The sequence below is a fragment of the Bacillus cereus group sp. BfR-BA-01331 genome (genome assembly GCF_022663915.1).
Taxonomy (GTDB): Bacteria; Bacillota; Bacilli; order Bacillales; family Bacillaceae_G; genus Bacillus_A; species Bacillus_A mycoides.
The window spans coordinates 366103-384919 of the sequence record NZ_JAKUGJ010000002.1 but is presented as its reverse complement, the minus strand read 5'-3'; the positions used below and the strand labels follow the sequence as shown (position 1 = coordinate 384919).

Below are 18817 nucleotides of genomic sequence, written 5' to 3'. Positions count from 1 at the left end.
AGAGGAGGAAGTTTTATGTATACAATTCCAGGACATCACCACATTTCTATGGTGACTAAAAATGCGAAAACGAATAATAATTTTTATCGAGATGTTTTAGGATTACGCCGGGTGAAAAAGACAGTCAATCAAGATAATCCATTTATGTATCATTTGTTTTATGGTGATTTAACAGGGAGTGCCGGAACTGAATTATCATTTTTTGAAATGCCGAATGTAGGTAGAACAATCCGTGGTACAAATGCAATAACACAAATAGGCTTGCTCGTACCTTCAATAGAAAGTCTTACATTTTGGAAGAGACGTTTTGAGTCACTCCAGGTGGCGCATGGGGAAATTACAACTTACGCCGGAAGAGACGCACTGCACTTTGAAGATCCAGATGGTCTACGGTTAGTGCTGTTAAATAATAAAGATGAAGAGGTGCCTGAATATTGGACTGCATGGGATGAATCTTCTGTAGAGCAGAATCATCGTATTTTAGGCATGGGAACAGTTGAAATGACAGTGCGCAGTTTAAATAAATTATCAAAAACATTAACAGGTTTGTTTAGTTATAAAGAAGTATCTCGTTCAGACGATGAGGGGATTTATCAATCTATTGATGGTCAATCTTTTGGAGAAATTTTGGTGAAACAGCAAGATGGAGAGAGTGAAAGACCAGGAAAAGGAAGTATTCATCATTTAGCTATTCGTGTGAAAAATGATGAAGAACTGAGTTATTGGAATGAAGCGGTGAAAGATAAAGGGTTCCAATCAACAGGGATTATCGATCGCTTTTATTTTAAAAGTTTATATTTCCGTGAGTCAAATGGCATTTTATTTGAGATTGCGACGGATGGCCCAGGATTTACAGTAGATTCAACAGTTGAAGAATTAGGAAAAGAGCTGGATTTACCACCATTTTTAGAAGAGAGAAGAAAAGAGATTGAAGAGAAATTAATACCGCTTTATTAAAAGGGAGAGAGCAACTATGGAAAAATACCGTATTGATACAAGTAAGGGAATTGAATTTGGATTATATTCAATTGGAGATCATATTTTAAATCCGCATGATGGTTGGAAAATAAGTGCAGAAAAAAGAATTCATGAACTAATTGAAACAGCTAAGTTAGCAGATGAAGCTGGAATTGATGTGTTTGCTGTCGGTGAAAGTCATCAAGCGCATTTTACAACGCAAGCTCATACAGTTATTTTAGGAGCTATTGCACAAGCTACGAAAAACATTAAAATCGCGAGTTCCGCAACAGTATTAAGCACGTCAGATCCGGTTCGTGTATATGAGGATTTTGCCACAATTGATTTAATTTCTAGTGGTCGTGCTGAAATCGTTGCTGGTCGTGGATCTCGTATTGGGGGATATAGTTTACTTGGTTACGATGTAAATTATTATGAAGAACTATTTGAAGAGAAGATGGATCTTTTATTAAAAATAAATAAAGAAGAAAGTGTAACATGGAAAGGGCAGTTTAGAACGCCACTTGAACATGCGGCAATTATACCGAGAGCTAAAAATAACAATATGCCAATTTGGCGTGCTGTTGGAGGGCCACCTGCTAGTGCAATTAAGGCAGGACGCGCAGGTGTACCAATGATGCTTACGACACTTGGTGGCCCAGCTGTTAATTTTAAAGTTTCGGTTGATGCATATCGTGAAGCAGCTGAGCAAAGTGGTTTTGATCCAGCAACCTTACCAATTGCGACAACAAGTTTATTTTATACAGCAGAAAATTCACAAGATGCACTTAGTGAATATTATCCTCATATTAATGCTGGTATGCTTGCGCTACGCGGTGGTGGGTATCCAAAACAACAATTTACTAACGCAGTAGATCACCGTGATGCGTTAATGATTGGTAGCCCGCAACAAATTATTGAAAAAATGCTTTATCAATATGAATTATTTGGACAGCAACGTTTTATGGCACAGATTGATTTTGGCGGTGTACCATTTGATAAGATTGAGAAAAACATTGAATTAATTGCTACTGAAATTATGCCGGCTGTTAGAAAATATACAACGAAATAAATAAAAAAGTACCGGGAATATAATCTATTCTCGGTACTTTTTTATTTAGTCAGTTTGAAAAATGACAAAAAAACGAATTTTATGTCTAGAGAAAGGGGAGTTTTTTTCTATTTGTGAATAACAATATTGTTGATTTGAATTTTGGAAATACATTTTTCTCTTGACAAAAATCTAACGTGTTTTCAGGTTTGATTCGAGGACATTTTTCAAGAGGAAAGTCAAGCGTATGAAGAGAAAAACATAATAATAATTGATATAAGAGTGTGTTGTATGTTTGAAAAGTACGTTTTTAAAATGTGAAAAATCTAATTCAAAAAAATTACAAAAGACATATTTCAGACAAAATCCTGTCAATAATACGTCAAAAATCACCTGAATTTATTATGTAAGTATATTATACAATTCGATTAACGAATAAAACACTACTGAAATAGTGAAAAGGTAAATCGTATGAAGAAAGTTCTTTTGTAATTATCTAAAAAACTGACAATCTATATTTTCAGAAAGTACATAAACGAATTTATCTTTTTGTATTTCCAAATGATTGAATTGTTCGTTATGAAGTGAATTCATACAATTCAATCGATATTACGATATAAAAAAATATGAAGGAAGTGACTTTAGCATGGAAACGCTCGAATTGGCACGAATACAATTTGCATCAACAACGATTTTTCATTACTTTTTCGTTCCGCTGTCTATAGGCTTAGCTTTTATCATTGCGTTAATGCAAACGTTGTATGTGGTAAAGGGACAAGAAATTTATAAGAAGATGACAAAGTTTTGGACACAAATATTCCTTGTTAACTTCGCAGTAGGTGTAGTAACAGGTATTTTACAAGAATTTCAGTTTGGTATGAACTGGTCAACGTATTCACGTTTTGTTGGTGATGTTTTCGGACCATCACTTGCAATTGAAGGTTTATTAGCATTTTTCATTGAGTCTACATTCCTAGGTTTATGGGTATTCGGTGAGGATAAACTTCCGAAGCGAGTTCACCTTTTATGTATTTGGCTCCTCTCAATAGGAACAATGTTATCAGCATTTTGGATTTTAACTGCAAGTGCATTTATGCATGCCCCAGTAGGATATGAAATGGCAGCAGATGGACGTGCGCAAATGAATGATTTTTGGGCGATTATTCAAAATCCACAATTATGGGTACAATTCCCGCATACAATTACAGCGGCAATTGCAACTGGTGCATTCTTTATTGCAGGTGTAAGTGCATGGAAAATATCAAAAGGTCAAGAAACTGCGGTGTTTAAAAAATCGTTCCGAGTTTCTATCGTTGTTGGAACAATTACAACTGCATTGGTATTATTTTTCGGTCATGCACAAGCACAAAATTTAATTAAGTCACATCCGATGAAAATGGCAGCAGCTGAAGCATTATGGAATACGAGTGAGGATCCAGCGCCATTTACAGTATTTGCAAAAATTGATACAGAGAAGAAAGAAAATTCGTTTGAAATTCAAATCCCTTATATGCTAAGTCTATTGTCATATGATAAATTTAGCGGTCAAGTTGAAGGGATGAATCAAATTCAAAAACAATATGAAGAAAAATATGGACCTGGAGATTATATTCCGCCAGTACATACTATGTTCTGGAGTTTTAGAGCGATGGTAATGAGTGGAACATTCATGCTTCTTTTAGGAATGTACGGCTGGTTCTTATCAAGAAAAGATCGCTTAACTGAAAACCCTTGGTATTTAAAAATAATGGTATATGCAATTGCACTACCGTTTATCGGTAATACAGTAGGATGGATCATGACTGAAATGGGACGTCAGCCTTGGGTTGTCTTCGGTGTTATGAAAACAGAAGATGCTGTATCTCCAAACGTTTCATTTGGAGAAGTATTATTCTCTCTTGTCTCATTCACATCACTATATTTAATTGTTGGAGGAATTACTGTTTACTTATTCGTTCGTATCATTAAAGGACATGCGAATAAGAAAACGAAAAAGGATTATCAAAGCCATGATCCATTTGATAAGGAGGAAGAGTATGTTATCTCTTAATGAGTTGTGGTTTCTAATTATCTCAACCTTATTCGTTGGCTTCTTTGTACTTGAAGGTTTCGATTTTGGTGTAGGAATCGTTTCAAGGTTTTTAGGGAAAAACGATTTGGAAAAACGTATATATTTAAATACAATTGGGCCGTTTTGGCACGCAAATGAAGTATGGCTTGTTTGTGCTGGTGGCGCTATGTTTGCGGCATTCCCGCACTGGTATGCAACTTTATTTAGTGGGTTTTATATTCCATTTGTGTTTATGCTTCTTGCATTAATTATAAGAGGTGTTTCCTTTAAATTCCGTGCGAAAATAGAAAATCATAAATGGAAGAGTTTCTGGGATTGGGGCATGTTTATTGGAAGTTTGCTACCTCCTATACTTTGGGGAGTTGCAATCGCAAACTTTATGACAGGTGTACCAATTGATGGAAGTAAAAATATGGTAGGCGGATTTATGAAATTACTTCACCCATTTGCGTTACTTGGGGGAGTTATGTTTCTTCTTCTATGTATTGTTCATGGTTTGCAATTCCTTACTATACGTACAACAGGAAAATTACGAGAACGCGCACGTATTGCCGCGACAAAGATTGCACCTTTTGCATTAATAACACTTCTTGTTTTTGCAGCTGTAGGGTTATGGAAAACAGATATTTTCACCGCACATGGTTCAGAGTGGCTAATGGTTCCAATTGGAGCTTTTGTAGCGCTATTTGTTTCTACTTTATTAAATAAAAGAAGAAGAGATGGTTGGGCTTTCTTTATGACGAGTTTAACAATCATTTTGTTAAGTGCAAGTGTGTTCATCGGTATGTTCCCGCGTGTCATGATTAGCTCATTAGGAGCGGTAAATGATTTGACAATTTATAATGCGGCATCAGGACCTTATGCATTAAAACTGATGAGCTATTTTTCTCTTGCGATTTTACCGTTTGTTATCGGTAGTCAAATATGGAGTTTCTATGTATTTAGACAACCTGTTAAGTCAGACAAAGATTTGGAGTACTAATGAAAAGAAAAAGAGGACTTCCGTCGTATCCTGGTAGCCGAGTTTTATATGTAACTTTAAGTCTTATTAGCATTCTAGAGGCGTGTAGTATCATTGCGCAGACAGTGTTTTTAGCACGAGCAATCACATTTTTATTTCATGGAGAAACAGTGCAAGCTGTGCTAAGTGAAACTGTTTATTTTGGGATCACGTTTGCAGCACGCCAAATGTTGGTGCGAACATCGCAAATATTGGTTGAGCGTTTCGCTGAAAAAACAGGATTTGCATTACGTAAACAGTTAATAGAAGCATATTTTACGTTAGGGCCGAGATTTGTCCAAACGAATGGGACTGGTCATCTGGTTACTTTATCGATAGAAGGTATTGAGAAATTTAAAACATATATTGAATTGACAATTCCTAAAATGATTAGAAGTAGTATCGTTCCAGGGCTAATTGTTCTATATGTTTTTACACTGGACATTGAGTCGGGAATCATTTTAGTTGTAACGATTCCAATTGTGATCATATTTATGATCCTTCTAGGATTAGCAGCGCAGAAAATGGCGGATAGCCAATATGAGACATATCGTGTACTTTCTAATCATTTTGTAGATACGTTAAAAGGATTAGAAACATTAAAGTATTTAGGGGAAAGTAAACAGCACGAAGGAAAGATTGAAAAAGTAAGTAAACGATATAGAAAAGCAACGATGCGTACTTTGCGAGTTGCTTTTCTTTCTTCTTTTGCATTAGATTTCTTTACGAGTTTATCAATTGCATTTGTAGCAGTTGGATTAGGGATACGGTTAATAGATGGGACAATTATACTGTTGCCAGCTCTTACGATTTTAATTTTAGCGCCGGAATATTTTCTGCCGATTAAGCAAGTTGGAGCGAATTATCATGCTACATTAGATGGACAACTTGCAATGGAGCAAATAGAAGAAATTCTACAGAAACAAAAAGAAATAGAAAAGAAAGATTCAAATGTAGATATAGTATGGAATTCTTCTAGTAGTTTGAAATTACAAGATGTAAAAGTAAATAATGATGAATCTGAAAAGGCTATATTAGAGGGAATTGATTTTACTTGGCAAGGTAACGGTGCTATAGGCATTATTGGTGAAAGTGGGGCAGGGAAATCAACGTTAATCGATGTGTTAGCAGGATTTCTACCTCCTTCGGGTGGGAAGATGTTAGTAAATGGTGTGGAAATTGGTGAATCTACTCGAGAAGATTGGCAAAAAAATATTGCTTATATTCCGCAGCAACCTTATATTTTTCCGCTTTCATTAAAAGATAATATTTGTTTCTATGAAACGAATACAATTGATGAAGAAGTTGAGAGAGTTATTAATGAAGTTGGTCTTCGTTCGCTCGTTGAATCATTACCACATGGGATGTACGAAAGAATTGGAGAAGGTGGACGTATGCTTAGTGGCGGACAAGAACAACGTGTCGCTATGGCACGTGCCCTTTTAAGTAAAAAGCCAATCATTTTATTAGATGAACCTACAGCACATCTTGATATTGAAACTGAATTTGAAATAAAGCAATCGATGTTACGTCTGTTTGAAGGTAAGTTAGTATTTCTTGCAACACATCGTCTACATTGGATGAAGCAAATGGATCATATTCTTATTTTTAATAAAGGGAAAATTATAGAAAGCGGAACATATGAAGAACTTTTAACGAATGAGACATTACATTTTCATAGCGAAGAGAGGGGAGCGCGATGAGTAACTGGATTAAGCCTTATATACAGCAAAATAAAGGTAGAATGACTTTGACTATTTTCCTTGGGCTTCTTGGAGTTAGTTCGGGTGCGATGTTACTTTTCATTTCAGGTTATTTAATTTCTAAATCTGCTCTCAGACCGGAAAATGTAATGGCTGTATATGTTCCTATTGTCGCAACGCGTGCATTTAGTATAGGACAAGCGGTCTTTCATTATTTAGAGCGTTTAGTTGGGCATGATGTTGTATTACGTATATTAGAAAAAATGAGAACGAAACTATATAGAATTGTAGAACCACAGGCGTTATTTTTCCGCTCACGCTTTCAAACTGGTGATGTACTAGGTGTATTGTCTGAGGATATTGAACATTTACAGAATCTATATTTACGTACAATATTCCCTAGTATATTAGCGTTAGTTGTATATAGCATTTTCGTAATTGTTATCGGTGCATTTGACTTAGTATTTGCACTTATCGCAGCTTGTATGTTAGCTGTTATTGTTTTTCTTCTCCCATTCGTATCACTACTTTTGATGAAACGACATCATGTTGCTTTGAAGCGAGGAAGAAATCGTTTGTATCAACAATTGACAGATGCTGTATTTGGGTTATCGGATTGGCAGGCGAGTGGTAGAAAAGATGAATTTATTAATGAGTATGTAGCGCAAAATGTCCAGTTGTTAAAGACAGAAAAGAGCGTGAAACGCTGGTACCATATTCGAGACAGTCTCATTCACTTAACAGTAGGTATTGTAGTCATTTCAATGATTATATGGACTGGAAATGCAGCGGCAAGTGAACAGATTGCACCTACAGTTATCGCAGCTTTCGTATTAATGACATTATCTGTGACAAATGCGCTTATCCCTATATCAGATGCTATCGATCGAATTCCATCTTATGTAGAATCTGCTCATCGGCTTAATGGCGTAGAAAGTGAGAGCGCTTTGGATGAGGGTAAGGAGTTACCTGTAAATAAAGAATACGTTGTATCAAAACATGTAGATATCGAACTGAGTAATGTGTCGTATAATTATCCGGATAGTAATGAACCTGTATTAAAAGATGTATCATTGCAAATAAAGGCAGGAAAGAAAATTGCTATTTTAGGTAGAAGTGGAACAGGGAAATCTACTTTACTAAAATTGTTAACTGGGGCACTACGTCCGGTGAATGGCCAAGTTATATTGAATGGTGAACAAGCTCGTACGAATTTTTTGTCAAAATATATTTCTGTATTAAACCAAAAACCACATTTATTCGATACGACAATTGGAAATAATGTGCGGATCGGTAAACCAGAGGCTAATGATGAAGAGATATGGAAAGCTTTAGAGAAAGCACAGCTAGCACCACACATTGCTTCTCTTCCTGATGGATTACAAACAAAAATGCATGAAATGGGAAAGAGGTTTTCTGGCGGAGAAAGGCAAAGGGTAGCATTTGCAAGAACTCTTATGCAAGAAACACCAATCATTGTACTTGATGAACCGACTATCGGTTTAGACCCTAAAACGGAATTAGCCTTAATAGAAACAATGTTTTCTGCAACAGAAGAAAAGACTGTTATTTGGATTACACATCATCTTGTAGGAATTGAACATGTAGATGAAGTTATTTTCCTTGATAGTGGCCAAATCGCTATGCAAGGTAGTCACGAACAGCTACTGAAAGAAAATGAGAAATATCGTAGGTTATATGAGCTTGATAAAGGCATATAGGAATGAAATGCAAAAAAACACAAATTCTTGGTAGTTCAAGGTTCGTGTTTTTTTGTATTTGTGGTGAAATCATATAAGCCGTATAAGCTATTTGATCATGAAATGGTTATATATTGTTAGAAAGGGTGTTTAAAATCTATCCTTTCAAGGCAATACTTGAGCCATAGTGAATGGATTGTTGGAAGGCGTGATTATATGTTTGAAGAGGATGGCATTGTTTTAATTTTGGAGCCTGCTGATGAGCGGAATCTGAGGAAATTTATTTTTACAGTACCGAAGTCAGTTTATGAAAAAAAAGAAATTTTATTACATTACGGAACACCTTTAGGCCAAGGATATACAGACATTATAGAAGATATTATTAGTGTACATATAGACATAGATATTATAACAGTAATAGGGCATGTGAGAGGATAAAGAGAAACTTTAATTAGTGAGAGAGTTATACGTACCTGGAAAACAGACGTACTGAAAAATAAGTATGTCTGTTTTTATATTTAAATGAAGATAGTTTCGAGGTACATGTTGAACAGGATAATAATGATTTTTCTAGAATGTATAAGAGGAAGATTAAAAAATAAGATATGATGTGATAAAGTGTATAAGAAGAAAATAAAGTGTTTATAAATGAATAAAAGTATGGAAATTATTTAGGAGGTAAAAATGAGGTTTACAAAAACAATGTTACTTTCAATTGTAGTTTCAATTGGTTTGATGGGATGTTCGCTAGTAGAGGAAGGGAAGAACTCCATAGATTACGCTCAAAAAGCGACAGACTATGTAAATGAAATAAGTGCATTTGCAAATGAAGCGCCAGCATTAGCTGAAAAGGCTGTTAAGGATGGGGAAGCCCGGAAAGAACTAGAAACGAAACTTACTGAAATCAAACAAGATATACCAGCTTTTAATGAATTAACACCACCAGATGTAGCGAAGGATCTTCACCAGCAAATCGTCGGTTATAATGAAAAGTTAAATACATTAATTGATACATCTATGACAAAGATAGAGGAAGGAAAAATGAATGTAGAGCAGTTTAAAAACTCTGAGCTTATGCAGACGATAGAACAAGTTGGTGATTTGAAAGATAAGGTTCAAAATTTAGGGCAATAACAAAAAGATCCGTTTATCATAAACGGATCTTTTTGTTATTGAATACAATAGATGATTACACCAATGACAATAATAATGTTGCCAATGATTTTTCGTTTCGTGATTTTCTCCCCTAGGAAGTACCAACTGAAAATTAAAATGATGATATAACTTAATGATTCTAATGCAGATGCTTGCTTTAATGCCAAGCCCTTTAAGGCGATCACATTTAATCCGGCATTAATTACAAATAAAAAGTAGCCGATGATAACATAAGGATTCACATATTCTTTTATTCTAGAATCGTATTGTTGTAAAGTAGCCTTTTTTAATAATATTTGTGAGTAATTGGCTAAAATTATCCCAAATATCAATAATAACATATAACTATTCATCTTTTGTCACCACCACAATTCCGACGATAATAATAGCTGCGCCAAGTATGTGATTCCACTGTATCGTATCTCCAAATAGGAATACTGACCAAAGCATTGACCACAGTATTATAATTCCACGGTGTGAATATGCTCTAGAAATTTCAAAGTTCTTAATGACTTGTTGCCATAGAATTGCATATCCGAATAAAAGTACAACAAGTCCGAAGTAAGCAATAAAAAATGAAATTGATGCAATAGGGAATTGAGATGCCCATTTCATGTAAACCATAATGATAGAATATATCAAGAAGGCCACATGTAAAAATACATAGTTTTTAATAGTTGGTTTCATATATTCACTCTCTTTTACATTTATATACACGCGTGTAAACTCGCTGTATATAATCAATAGATTCTTATTATATAGAAGGCATATTGAAATGATTTTTGTTTATTCCTTCACATTCCAAAATATATAGTATCATGTCTTCTAATGTAAAACAATAGGAGGCAATGCGTAGCTTTAGAGCTGAAAATAATAGAGCTAGTAGAGTTAGATTTTCCACTGTTCTATAATTTGTATCGTTTTATTTGTTGCATCCATCTCTATTTGAATACCTATTGGCAAAGTAATCATTGGATGAGTATGACAACAGTCAAAATCGGCTAGAAAAGGAAGTTTTTGATTTTGTAATACTTCTAATAATATTTCGTAAGGTTTTCTATTTGTACCACAATCATCAAATTGCTCATGTTTTCCAAGGATGATACCTGAAACTTTATCAAAAACGCCGTTAATTTTAAGTAATGAAAAACTTCTTTCGATAGTAGCTGCATCTTTTGAGCTATCTTCAATAAAGAGAATGTCACCATCTTGAATAAGTGGCATATAGGGGCTACCCCAAATACCTTGTATAGTATTTAAATTCCCACCAATAATACGTCCAGTAGCTTTCCCACCAATTACTGAAATCCAATTGTTCGGTCGAAGATCTTTTTCTTTCGTTTTTTCTTCCCAATTAATAAATTCATCTGACCAAAATAATGGCTGGTTTATGTTGTAAGGAAGGTGTTGATCAGTTAATAAAGTATCCGCAAAATATTTGTACGTGCAATCTACGAAAGGCTCAAATTCACCAAAAGAAGGAACAAGTGCTGGACCATAAAATGTAGGAATTCCTGTTTTTGCATAAATTCCTAGTAATAATGCTGTTGTGTCTGAATAGCCAATCATTAATTTAGGATTCTTTTGAAAAGTCTCATAATCAATATAAGGTAGTAATGAATTTGAATTCAGTCCCCCAATTGTCGACATGATACAAGAGACGTTAGGGTTTCTAATCAAGTCATTTAATTCATCAGCACGTTCTTTAATGCTCCCGGAGCGATAATAATCATATTGACCTGTTAGTGAACCTTCTAATATATGAAAACCTTTCTGTTCTAAGTATAATTTTGCTCGCTCAAATCTCTTTGGAGAAGTATAGGTTACTGGTGAAGAGGGAGAGTAGATGCCAATTGTATCGCCATATTTCAATGCTTTTGGAAGTATCATTTGTATAAATCCTTTCTATTATATAGTGTTTTTGTGGTTCGATGTTATTGAATATTCTTATATTTTGTTGTTTTTAGTGTAACACATATGAAAAAGAGAACGAGGTTGAAATTATAATTGCTGTAGATGAATAAATATACTTTTTACCTTGACGATATAAAGTAATTGTTGTTATGGTTAAACATGAGTGTATAAAAGGTTGCTAAAGGAGTTTTAGAATGAAGCGGTTAAAATGGGGAAGATTAACAATCCTATTAGTAGTAATTCTGGGTATATGTTGGTTCTTCTTCCAAGGAGTTCAAAAGAGTGAAATAAATGTAGATACTCAGCCTTTACAAGTGGCAGAGCTACCTAAAACAGGGCTATCTGAAAAAGTAGTTCCACCAAAATATATACCACCAGAAATTGATGCAAAAGCAGCTATTATTATCGATGCGAGTAATGGAGAAGTTATTTATCAAAATAATGAAAATGAAGCTGTTGCCCCTGCTAGTATGTCAAAAATGATGACAGCATATCTCGTTTTAGAGAGTATACATAATGGGAAAGTCCACTGGGAAGATCCAGTGAAAATAAGTGAAAAGTCGGCACAAACAGAGGGTGCAAAAATCCCGATGCAAGCAAATGATACATTAACTGTTAAGGACTTATATCATGCGTTAATGATTGAATCAGCTAATAATTCGGCTGTCGCTTTAGCGGAACATGTAGCTAAGACAGAAAAAAACTTCGTTCAACTTATGAATGAAAAAGCAAAGCAGTTAGAAATGTCAGATAAAGCTAAATTCGCAAATGCTTCCGGATTGCAGGAGCCCGACGGAAGTGAAACAAAAATGACAGCAGCTGACGTAGCGAAATTAGCGTATCATCTTATAAAAGACTATCCAGAGATATTAGAAGTGACTCACTTACGTCAAAGTCAGTTAGCATTTAATAATATTAATGTTACAAACACAAATGAGATGTTAAACAAAAATAATAAAGCTTTATATATAGAAGGAATAGACGGATTAAAAACAGGATTTACAGATAGCGCAGGGTATTGTTTTACAGGTACTGCAAAACAAGGCGATAATCGTATTATTACAGTTGTTATGGGGACAAAAAGTAAAACAAAACGTTTTACAGAAACAAATAAATTAATGTCCTATGCATTTCAATTACTTAATTAGGTGAAGAAAGAAGTAAATGAGATTGTTATAAAAATAAGACAGACAGTTTATTGAACCTTGATTTTGGTGACGATAAACTGTTTTTTTTCTTTGACGTATAGGAAGTAAAAACTTAAGTGATATCATTTGAGTTTGTTTTTGTTTGTTGATATTATTAAGTTAAGAACTTATTAATAATAAGTTCTTAACTTAATAATAAGTTCAAGGGGCATTATATGCTTCGTACATATGATACTGCCTCAAATGAAAAATTGGAGGGAATTGTAATGGCAAAAGATTTTTACTCAGCAATTGAAGACAGAAGATCTATTTACGCGATTAGTAAAGAGCAAGTAGTTTCTGATGAAAGAATTCAAGAAGTGATTTATCATGCTGTGAAACATACACCTTCGGCTTTTAATTCTCAAAGTGCAAGAGTTGTTGTATTACTAGGTGAACAACACGACAAATTATGGAATGTTACGAAAGAAACGTTACGAAAAATTGTGCCAGAAAATAATTTTGCACCTACTGAAGAGAAAATGAATGCATTTAAAAGTGGCTATGGGACAGTTTTGTATTTTGAAGATAGTAAAGTAGTAGAAAGTTTGCAAGAGAACTTTGCACTATATAAAGATAATTTTCCTACATGGTCTCAGCAATCTTCTGGAATGTTGCAATTTGCGATTTGGACAGCATTAGAGATTGAAGGTTTTGGTGCTACATTGCAGCATTATAATCCGTTGATTGATGAAGAAGTAAGGAAAGAATGGGATGTACCTGAAAACTGGAAGTTAACTGCGCAAATGCCATTTGGTAAACCGGTAGTTTCGGCAGGAGATAAAGAATATCAGCCATTAGAAACTCGTGTGAAAATTTACAAATAAAATAAAAAATAAAAGGTGAACAGAGATATAATCTGTTCACCTTTTATAAGTAGTAAGGATTTTTTTTGTAGGAATTTTTCATCTGATTTTTTAATTTGTTTTTACGTGTTTCAATAGTTGATACTTTTTGTAATGTTATAATTGAAACGAATTGAAAAAAAGCATAGTACAGTTCTATATTTTTATTTATAGGATCATCTATTATGTTTTTCATAAATATATCTCCTTTTTTCATCTCACTATTTGCGGGCAGTAAGGCTTCCATATCAAAATTCAATGATACGTATAGAATACCGACCTGTAAAAGTTCGATTGGTTTCAGTGTGGGGTGAATAAAATTTGTATGGATTAAAATCCTACTTTATATATGATAATATAAATATCCTGAAAATTCCATGGATAGTGAAAAATAGATAGTGGAATGTGTATTTTCGTCAAATTAGAACAGGATTTTTGGGGTTAAATCTTACAAATCGTCAAATCTTTTAAAAACGATGGATATATCAAAAAAAGTTTTTTGAAAATATTATACTATTGATAAAAAAGCATTTTTTGTCATGATAAGAGTATGCTTCATGGAAGGGACTTTACTAGAAAATACATTCTTTTCATTGTATTAGATTAATAGAATTTTTTAAAGTGGATAGCAAAAGAAAAATATATATTAAGATAATGAATGGAATGTCGAATTTTCAATGAAATACATAAGAAATTTGAAAAAAGCATTGCAAAAACACACTGTTTAATGATAAAGTTCACATGAAGTTCACACTAAATTCACTTCAATCGTTTAAAATAAATGATGTGTGAAAAATAAAACTCTTGCTAAAAAATGGAACTGGATGAATATTTTACTTTGATAATATTGTAAAGTACTAAGTTTATAGTTTTCTCAAGAGGATAGTAGGGAAAGGAAGTAAAGACAACTTATGAAAAAAGTAATCGCAGGTTTAGCAGCAGCATCTGTAGTAGGTGTAGCAGTTCCTGGAATGGATTCTGCTCATGCACAAGTTTCAAATGATGCGCTAAAAGAAATTAATGGACAAACTCAAACTCAAACGACTGTAACTGAAACAAAAACGGTAGAAACAACTTCTGAATTAAAATACACAGTAACAGCTGATGTATTAAATGTACGTTCAGGTGCTGGTACAGGACATGACGTTATTTCTAAAGTGAAATCAGGTCAAGTACTTCAAGTAATTGGACAAGAAAATGGTTGGTTCAAAGTTAGTGTAAACGGTCAAACAGGTTATGTAAGTGGGGACTTCGTAACAACTGGTGGCAACAAAGGAACTACTACTACTGTTCAGCAAGGAACAGGCACTTACACAGTAAACGTTTCTTCATTAAACGTACGTACAGGCCCAAGTGCATCTCATACTGTTTTAGGTTCTGTAAATAAAGGAAAAACAGTTCAAGTTGTAGGTGAAGTTCAAGATTGGTTTAAAATTAACTTCAATGGTGGAACTGGATACGTAAGCAAAGACTTCGTAACAAAAGGTGGTTCAGCTGTGTCTAACGAAACTCAGCAACCAACTACAAACAACAACAATACTACTACAGTTCAAACTGGTGGATCATATGTTGTTAACACAGGTGCTTTAAAAGTACGTACAGGTCCAGCTACATATAACCCTGTAATTGGTGGGGTAACAAATGGTACAGTATTAAACGTTACTGGCGCTGAAAATGGTTGGTATAAAATTAACCATAATGGCCGCACTGGTTACGTAAGTGCAGACTTTGTTAAGTTTGTAAAAGGCGGAGTGAACAATGTAGTTACTGGTGGTAACCAAGGTACGAACCAAGGTACGAACCAAGGTACGAACCAAGTACAAAAACCAACAGCACCAACAGGTGGAGATACATCTTCAATCGCTGGATTCGCTAGATCTTTAAATGGTTCACCATACAGAACTGCTGGTACAACACCTGCTGGTTTTGACTGCAGTGGATTCATTCACTACGTATTAAATCAAACTGGTCATAAAGGCGCTCGTCAAACAGTTGCTGGATACTGGAGCTCTAAAACAAAGACTAACAGTCCACAACCAGGTGATTTAGTATACTTCCAAAATACTTATAAATCAGGTCCTTCTCACATGGGCGTTTACTTAGGTAATGGACAGTTCATCAGTGCAGAAACTGACGCAACTGGCGTACGCATTAGCTCTGTAAGCAACTCTTACTGGAGTAAGCACCTATTAGGTTACACAAAAGCATACTAAGAAAAAGTATTTTATATACTTTTCGTATAGAGAAAAGGCTTTCCAGGGAAACTTGGGAAGCCTTTTTCATAGTTGGATAAACTAACAGTATAGTAGTATTTATCCTGCTATTTGCGGGATAATAATCAGCGGGGGATGGACAAATCCCCGCTGATTAAAGTTTCACTTTATGTCAATTTTCCATGCAAAAACTTAGCATATAAATCATGAAAATAGTTTGGACGGAATAAGTTTGCTGCATGACCTGCTAATGGAATTTCTTTATATAAAACGTTCGGAAGAATGGACTTCAAATCAAAGAGACAAGATTTATAGAGATGATCATGTTCTCCCATCACCCATAATATAGGATGGGGAAGTGCTTTTAATTTAGATTTTAAGTCGAATTCTAAGCGGTGTCGTAATGACTCAGCAATAATGGACGAGTGTAATTGTAATCCGAAACGGTAATAAATATTTCGTGAAATAACAGCGAATGGATTTGCCCTTAGTATTCCACTTGGAAAAATAGTACTAGCATACTGAGAAAGCCAAGATGAATATTCATCACCACGTTTTTCCCAAAAATTCTGAAAAACATTATATAAACGGGAAGGGTTATTATAATGTCCACCAATATGACAAATACTCAATACTTTTTCTGGATGCATTTGTGCAAATGTCGTAGAGATATAACAGCCATAGCTTAGAGCACAAATATGAGCCTTTTTAATTCCCTCTTTTTCATACAAGTTCAATAATTGATCTACGAGGCGCTGTATTGAAAAGTCGATAGCTTCTCCTTTATCGTCGCCGTGACCTAATAAATCATAAGTTATAATGTTGTAGGAGGCAGAAAATCGTTTATGCTCTTTTTTGAAGGCGCGGCGATTTCCAACTAATCCATGAATAAAAATGATTGTTTCCTTTTCGGAATGTTTATTTGTTTGCAAAAAGGATACTCCTTTCAATGCTGGAGATTTATATAGTGTTTTAAATTAGCTAATTGATAAAATTAGTTATATATTTTCTATGCGTAGTCTATAATTTACATAGAATAATAATAAGTACCAGGTAATAATATCAGATATTTATACTTGTTGTAAAGATGAGTTTATATGTATATTTTGTAAAATTAGAAAAAAGTGTGTTTACATTCAGTTTACATTTATAGCGTATTCTAGTTTTAGAAAGAATAGTTTTGTTTATAACGAGGAGATGAACGACAATGGAAGTTAGGAATACAGAAAAGAAAAAAGGGAATTGGAGGCAGTTTTTACGTCTCATTCAAGATACAAATCCACCGAAAGGCATTCTTATTTTTGCATTAATAATGAGCTTACTTTCTACTGGAGCGAGTTTGTTTATTCCAATGCTGACAAAAGGTTTAGTTGATAATTTTTCACTTTCTTCAATTAGTACGGGACAAATTGTTGGATTAATTGCATTCTTTATTATTCAAACAATTGCTGCAGGATTGTCAATTTATTTACTGAATTATATTGGACAAAAAATTGTAGCTGGACTTAGAGAACGATTGTGGAAAAAGGTACTTATTTTACCAGTGTCTTATTATGATCAAAACAGAACGGGAGATACAATTAGTCGTATGACAAATGATACAGGTGTTGTTAAAACATTAATTTCTGAGCATTTGTCAAACTTATTAACAGGCGGTATCTCAATTATTGGGTCATTAATTGTATTATTTGTTTTAGACTGGAAAATGACAATTTTACTTTTAACGGTTATTCCATTATCGGTATTAATTTTAGTTCCACTTGGACGGAAAATGTATAAGATTTCAAAAGCACTTCAAGATGAAACGGCTTCTTTTACTAGTGTATTAACACAAGTACTATCAGAAATTCGTTTAGTAAAATCTTCAAATACGGAAAAAAAAGAATATGAAACAGGTAATACAGGTATCCAAAAATTATTGCAATTTGGTTTGAAAGAAGGAAAAGTGCAAGCATTAATTTCACCTGTTATGTCGTTTGTTTTAATGGCATTGCTTGTTATTATCGTAGGGTATGGTGGAATGCGAGTTTCTAGTGGTGCATTAACAACAGGTGAACTTGTAGCATTTATTTTGTATTTAGTTCAAATTATTATGCCGATGAGTCAGTTATCTATGTTCTTTACTCAGTTTCAAAAAGCAATTGGTGCAACCGAAAGAATTAATACGATTTTAGAATATGAAGTAGAAGATCATGAAACAGGTATGAATGTTACAAATGCGAAGCAGTCGATCGTTATTGAAAATGTACATTTTGAGTATAACGAAGAAGAGAAAGTGTTGGAAAATATCGATTTCACGATTGAATCTGGAAAAGTAACGGCGATTGTAGGACCAAGTGGTAGCGGAAAAACAACTTTATTCTCGCTGTTAGAACGTTTTTATGAGCCAACTAGTGGTTTCATAAAATTAGGGAAAGAACCAATTACAGCATATTCATTACAATCATGGCGACGTCAAATTGGTTATGTTTCACAAGATAGTCCGTTAATTGATGGAACGATTCGTGATAATATTTGTTACGGTGTTGAGGGTGAAGTGACGGATGAAGAAATTGAAAAAGTAGCAGCGATGGCGTATGTTGATGCGTTTATTCATGATTTACCAAGTGGATACGCAACAGAAGTTGGAGAGCGTGGTGTGAAGCTTTCTGGAGGGCAAAGACAACGAATTGCGATTGCTCGAGCGTTACTACGAAATCCGCAAATCCTTATGTTAGATGAAGCGACTTCAAGTCTTGATAGTAAATCGGAATCGGTTGTTCAGAAGGCGTTAAATAACTTAATGAAAGGTAGAACAACTTTAGTTATTGCGCATAGACTTTCTACTGTTGTAGATGCAGATAAAATTATCTTTATTGAAAAAGGGAATCTTACAGGAAGTGGCTCACATGATGAGTTATTACGGACACATGACATGTACCGTGAATTTGCAATGCAACAATTGAAAATTAAAGAAGGAGCATTATAGAATGAAAACAATCAGTGAAGGGGCACTTCACTGATTGTTGATTTTAGAGTGCC

General features: G+C 34.3%; 17 protein-coding genes. 12 read left to right on the top strand and 5 right to left on the bottom strand.

All coding sequences use genetic code 11. The annotated features are described in order from the left end of the window. Window positions 1–15: 15 nt before the first annotated feature. From MR155_RS06195 to MR155_RS06160, 8 genes are all read left to right on the top strand, one after another. Window positions 16–957, top strand: a complete 942-nt coding sequence (locus MR155_RS06195) for a ring-cleaving dioxygenase (RefSeq protein WP_002126899.1) — start codon at window positions 16–18, stop codon at window positions 955–957. Between the two features lie 16 nt (window positions 958–973). Next, a complete protein-coding gene (locus MR155_RS06190) occupies window positions 974–2029 on the top strand; it encodes an LLM class flavin-dependent oxidoreductase (RefSeq protein WP_242308709.1) in 1056 nt (351 codons plus the stop codon). Window positions 2030–2654: 625 nt separating this feature from the next. Continuing rightward, on the top strand, window positions 2655–4058 hold the full coding sequence (gene cydA, locus MR155_RS06185) for a cytochrome ubiquinol oxidase subunit I (RefSeq protein ID WP_002031333.1): 1404 nt from the start codon (window positions 2655–2657) through the stop codon (window positions 4056–4058). Beyond that, window positions 4045–5061 (top strand): cytochrome d ubiquinol oxidase subunit II, encoded by a 1017-nt coding sequence (gene cydB, locus MR155_RS06180; RefSeq protein ID WP_002141342.1) that lies wholly within the window; start codon window positions 4045–4047, stop codon window positions 5059–5061. The genes cydA and cydB overlap by 14 nt, the downstream gene beginning before the upstream one ends. After that, window positions 5061–6782, top strand: coding sequence for a thiol reductant ABC exporter subunit CydD (cydD, locus tag MR155_RS06175; protein ID WP_242308694.1), 1722 nt, complete (start codon window positions 5061–5063; stop codon window positions 6780–6782). Before cydB ends, cydD begins: the two co-directional genes overlap by 1 nt. Beyond that, complete coding sequence (gene cydC, locus MR155_RS06170) at window positions 6779–8503, top strand: thiol reductant ABC exporter subunit CydC (RefSeq protein WP_242308692.1); 1725 nt, start codon at window positions 6779–6781, stop codon at window positions 8501–8503. The genes cydD and cydC overlap by 4 nt, the downstream gene beginning before the upstream one ends. Before the next feature lie 195 nt (window positions 8504–8698). Further along, window positions 8699–8920, top strand: a complete 222-nt coding sequence (locus tag MR155_RS06165) for a hypothetical protein (protein WP_063217781.1) — start codon at window positions 8699–8701, stop codon at window positions 8918–8920. A gap of 246 nt (window positions 8921–9166) precedes the next feature. Continuing rightward, window positions 9167–9616 (top strand): DUF6376 family protein, encoded by a 450-nt coding sequence (locus MR155_RS06160; RefSeq protein WP_219302031.1) that lies wholly within the window; start codon window positions 9167–9169, stop codon window positions 9614–9616. Window positions 9617–9651: 35 nt separating this feature from the next. On the opposite strand, the gene MR155_RS06155 is transcribed toward MR155_RS06160, so the two are convergent. The 3 genes from MR155_RS06155 to MR155_RS06145 form a co-directional block, all read right to left on the bottom strand. After that, window positions 9652–9990 carry an EamA family transporter gene (locus MR155_RS06155; protein WP_002165951.1) on the bottom strand — a complete coding sequence of 113 codons (339 nt, stop codon included), beginning with the start codon at window positions 9988–9990 and terminating at the stop codon, window positions 9652–9654. Then, a complete protein-coding gene (locus MR155_RS06150; RefSeq protein ID WP_002086172.1) occupies window positions 9983–10324 on the bottom strand; it encodes an EamA family transporter in 342 nt (113 codons plus the stop codon). The genes MR155_RS06155 and MR155_RS06150 overlap by 8 nt, the downstream gene beginning before the upstream one ends. 201 nt (window positions 10325–10525) lie before the next feature. Next, complete coding sequence (locus tag MR155_RS06145; protein ID WP_219302032.1) at window positions 10526–11527, bottom strand: S66 family peptidase; 1002 nt, start codon at window positions 11525–11527, stop codon at window positions 10526–10528. A 218-nt stretch (window positions 11528–11745) separates the two neighbouring features. Between MR155_RS06145 and MR155_RS06140 the strand changes: the two genes are divergently transcribed. Further along, on the top strand, window positions 11746–12699 hold the full coding sequence (locus MR155_RS06140; protein WP_242308690.1) for a D-alanyl-D-alanine carboxypeptidase family protein: 954 nt from the start codon (window positions 11746–11748) through the stop codon (window positions 12697–12699). A 266-nt stretch (window positions 12700–12965) separates the two neighbouring features. After that, complete coding sequence (locus MR155_RS06135; protein WP_113938303.1) at window positions 12966–13565, top strand: nitroreductase family protein; 600 nt, start codon at window positions 12966–12968, stop codon at window positions 13563–13565. 43 nt (window positions 13566–13608) lie between these two features. Here MR155_RS06135 and MR155_RS06130 read toward each other — a convergent pair whose 3' ends face one another. Further along, complete coding sequence (locus MR155_RS06130; RefSeq protein WP_002086168.1) at window positions 13609–13779, bottom strand: hypothetical protein; 171 nt, start codon at window positions 13777–13779, stop codon at window positions 13609–13611. 715 nt (window positions 13780–14494) lie between these two features. Here MR155_RS06130 and entFM point away from each other — a divergent pair. Further along, on the top strand, window positions 14495–15796 hold the full coding sequence (gene entFM, locus MR155_RS06125; RefSeq protein ID WP_242308688.1) for an enterotoxin EntFM: 1302 nt from the start codon (window positions 14495–14497) through the stop codon (window positions 15794–15796). Window positions 15797–15963: 167 nt separating this feature from the next. On the opposite strand, the gene MR155_RS06120 is transcribed toward entFM, so the two are convergent. Then, complete coding sequence (locus MR155_RS06120; protein WP_002135756.1) at window positions 15964–16728, bottom strand: alpha/beta fold hydrolase; 765 nt, start codon at window positions 16726–16728, stop codon at window positions 15964–15966. Between the two features lie 275 nt (window positions 16729–17003). Between MR155_RS06120 and MR155_RS06115 the strand changes: the two genes are divergently transcribed. Continuing rightward, window positions 17004–18764: an ABC transporter ATP-binding protein gene (locus MR155_RS06115; RefSeq protein WP_113938236.1), complete on the top strand. Its 1761-nt coding sequence runs from the start codon at window positions 17004–17006 to the stop codon at window positions 18762–18764. The last annotated feature ends 53 nt before the right edge of the window (window positions 18765–18817 follow it).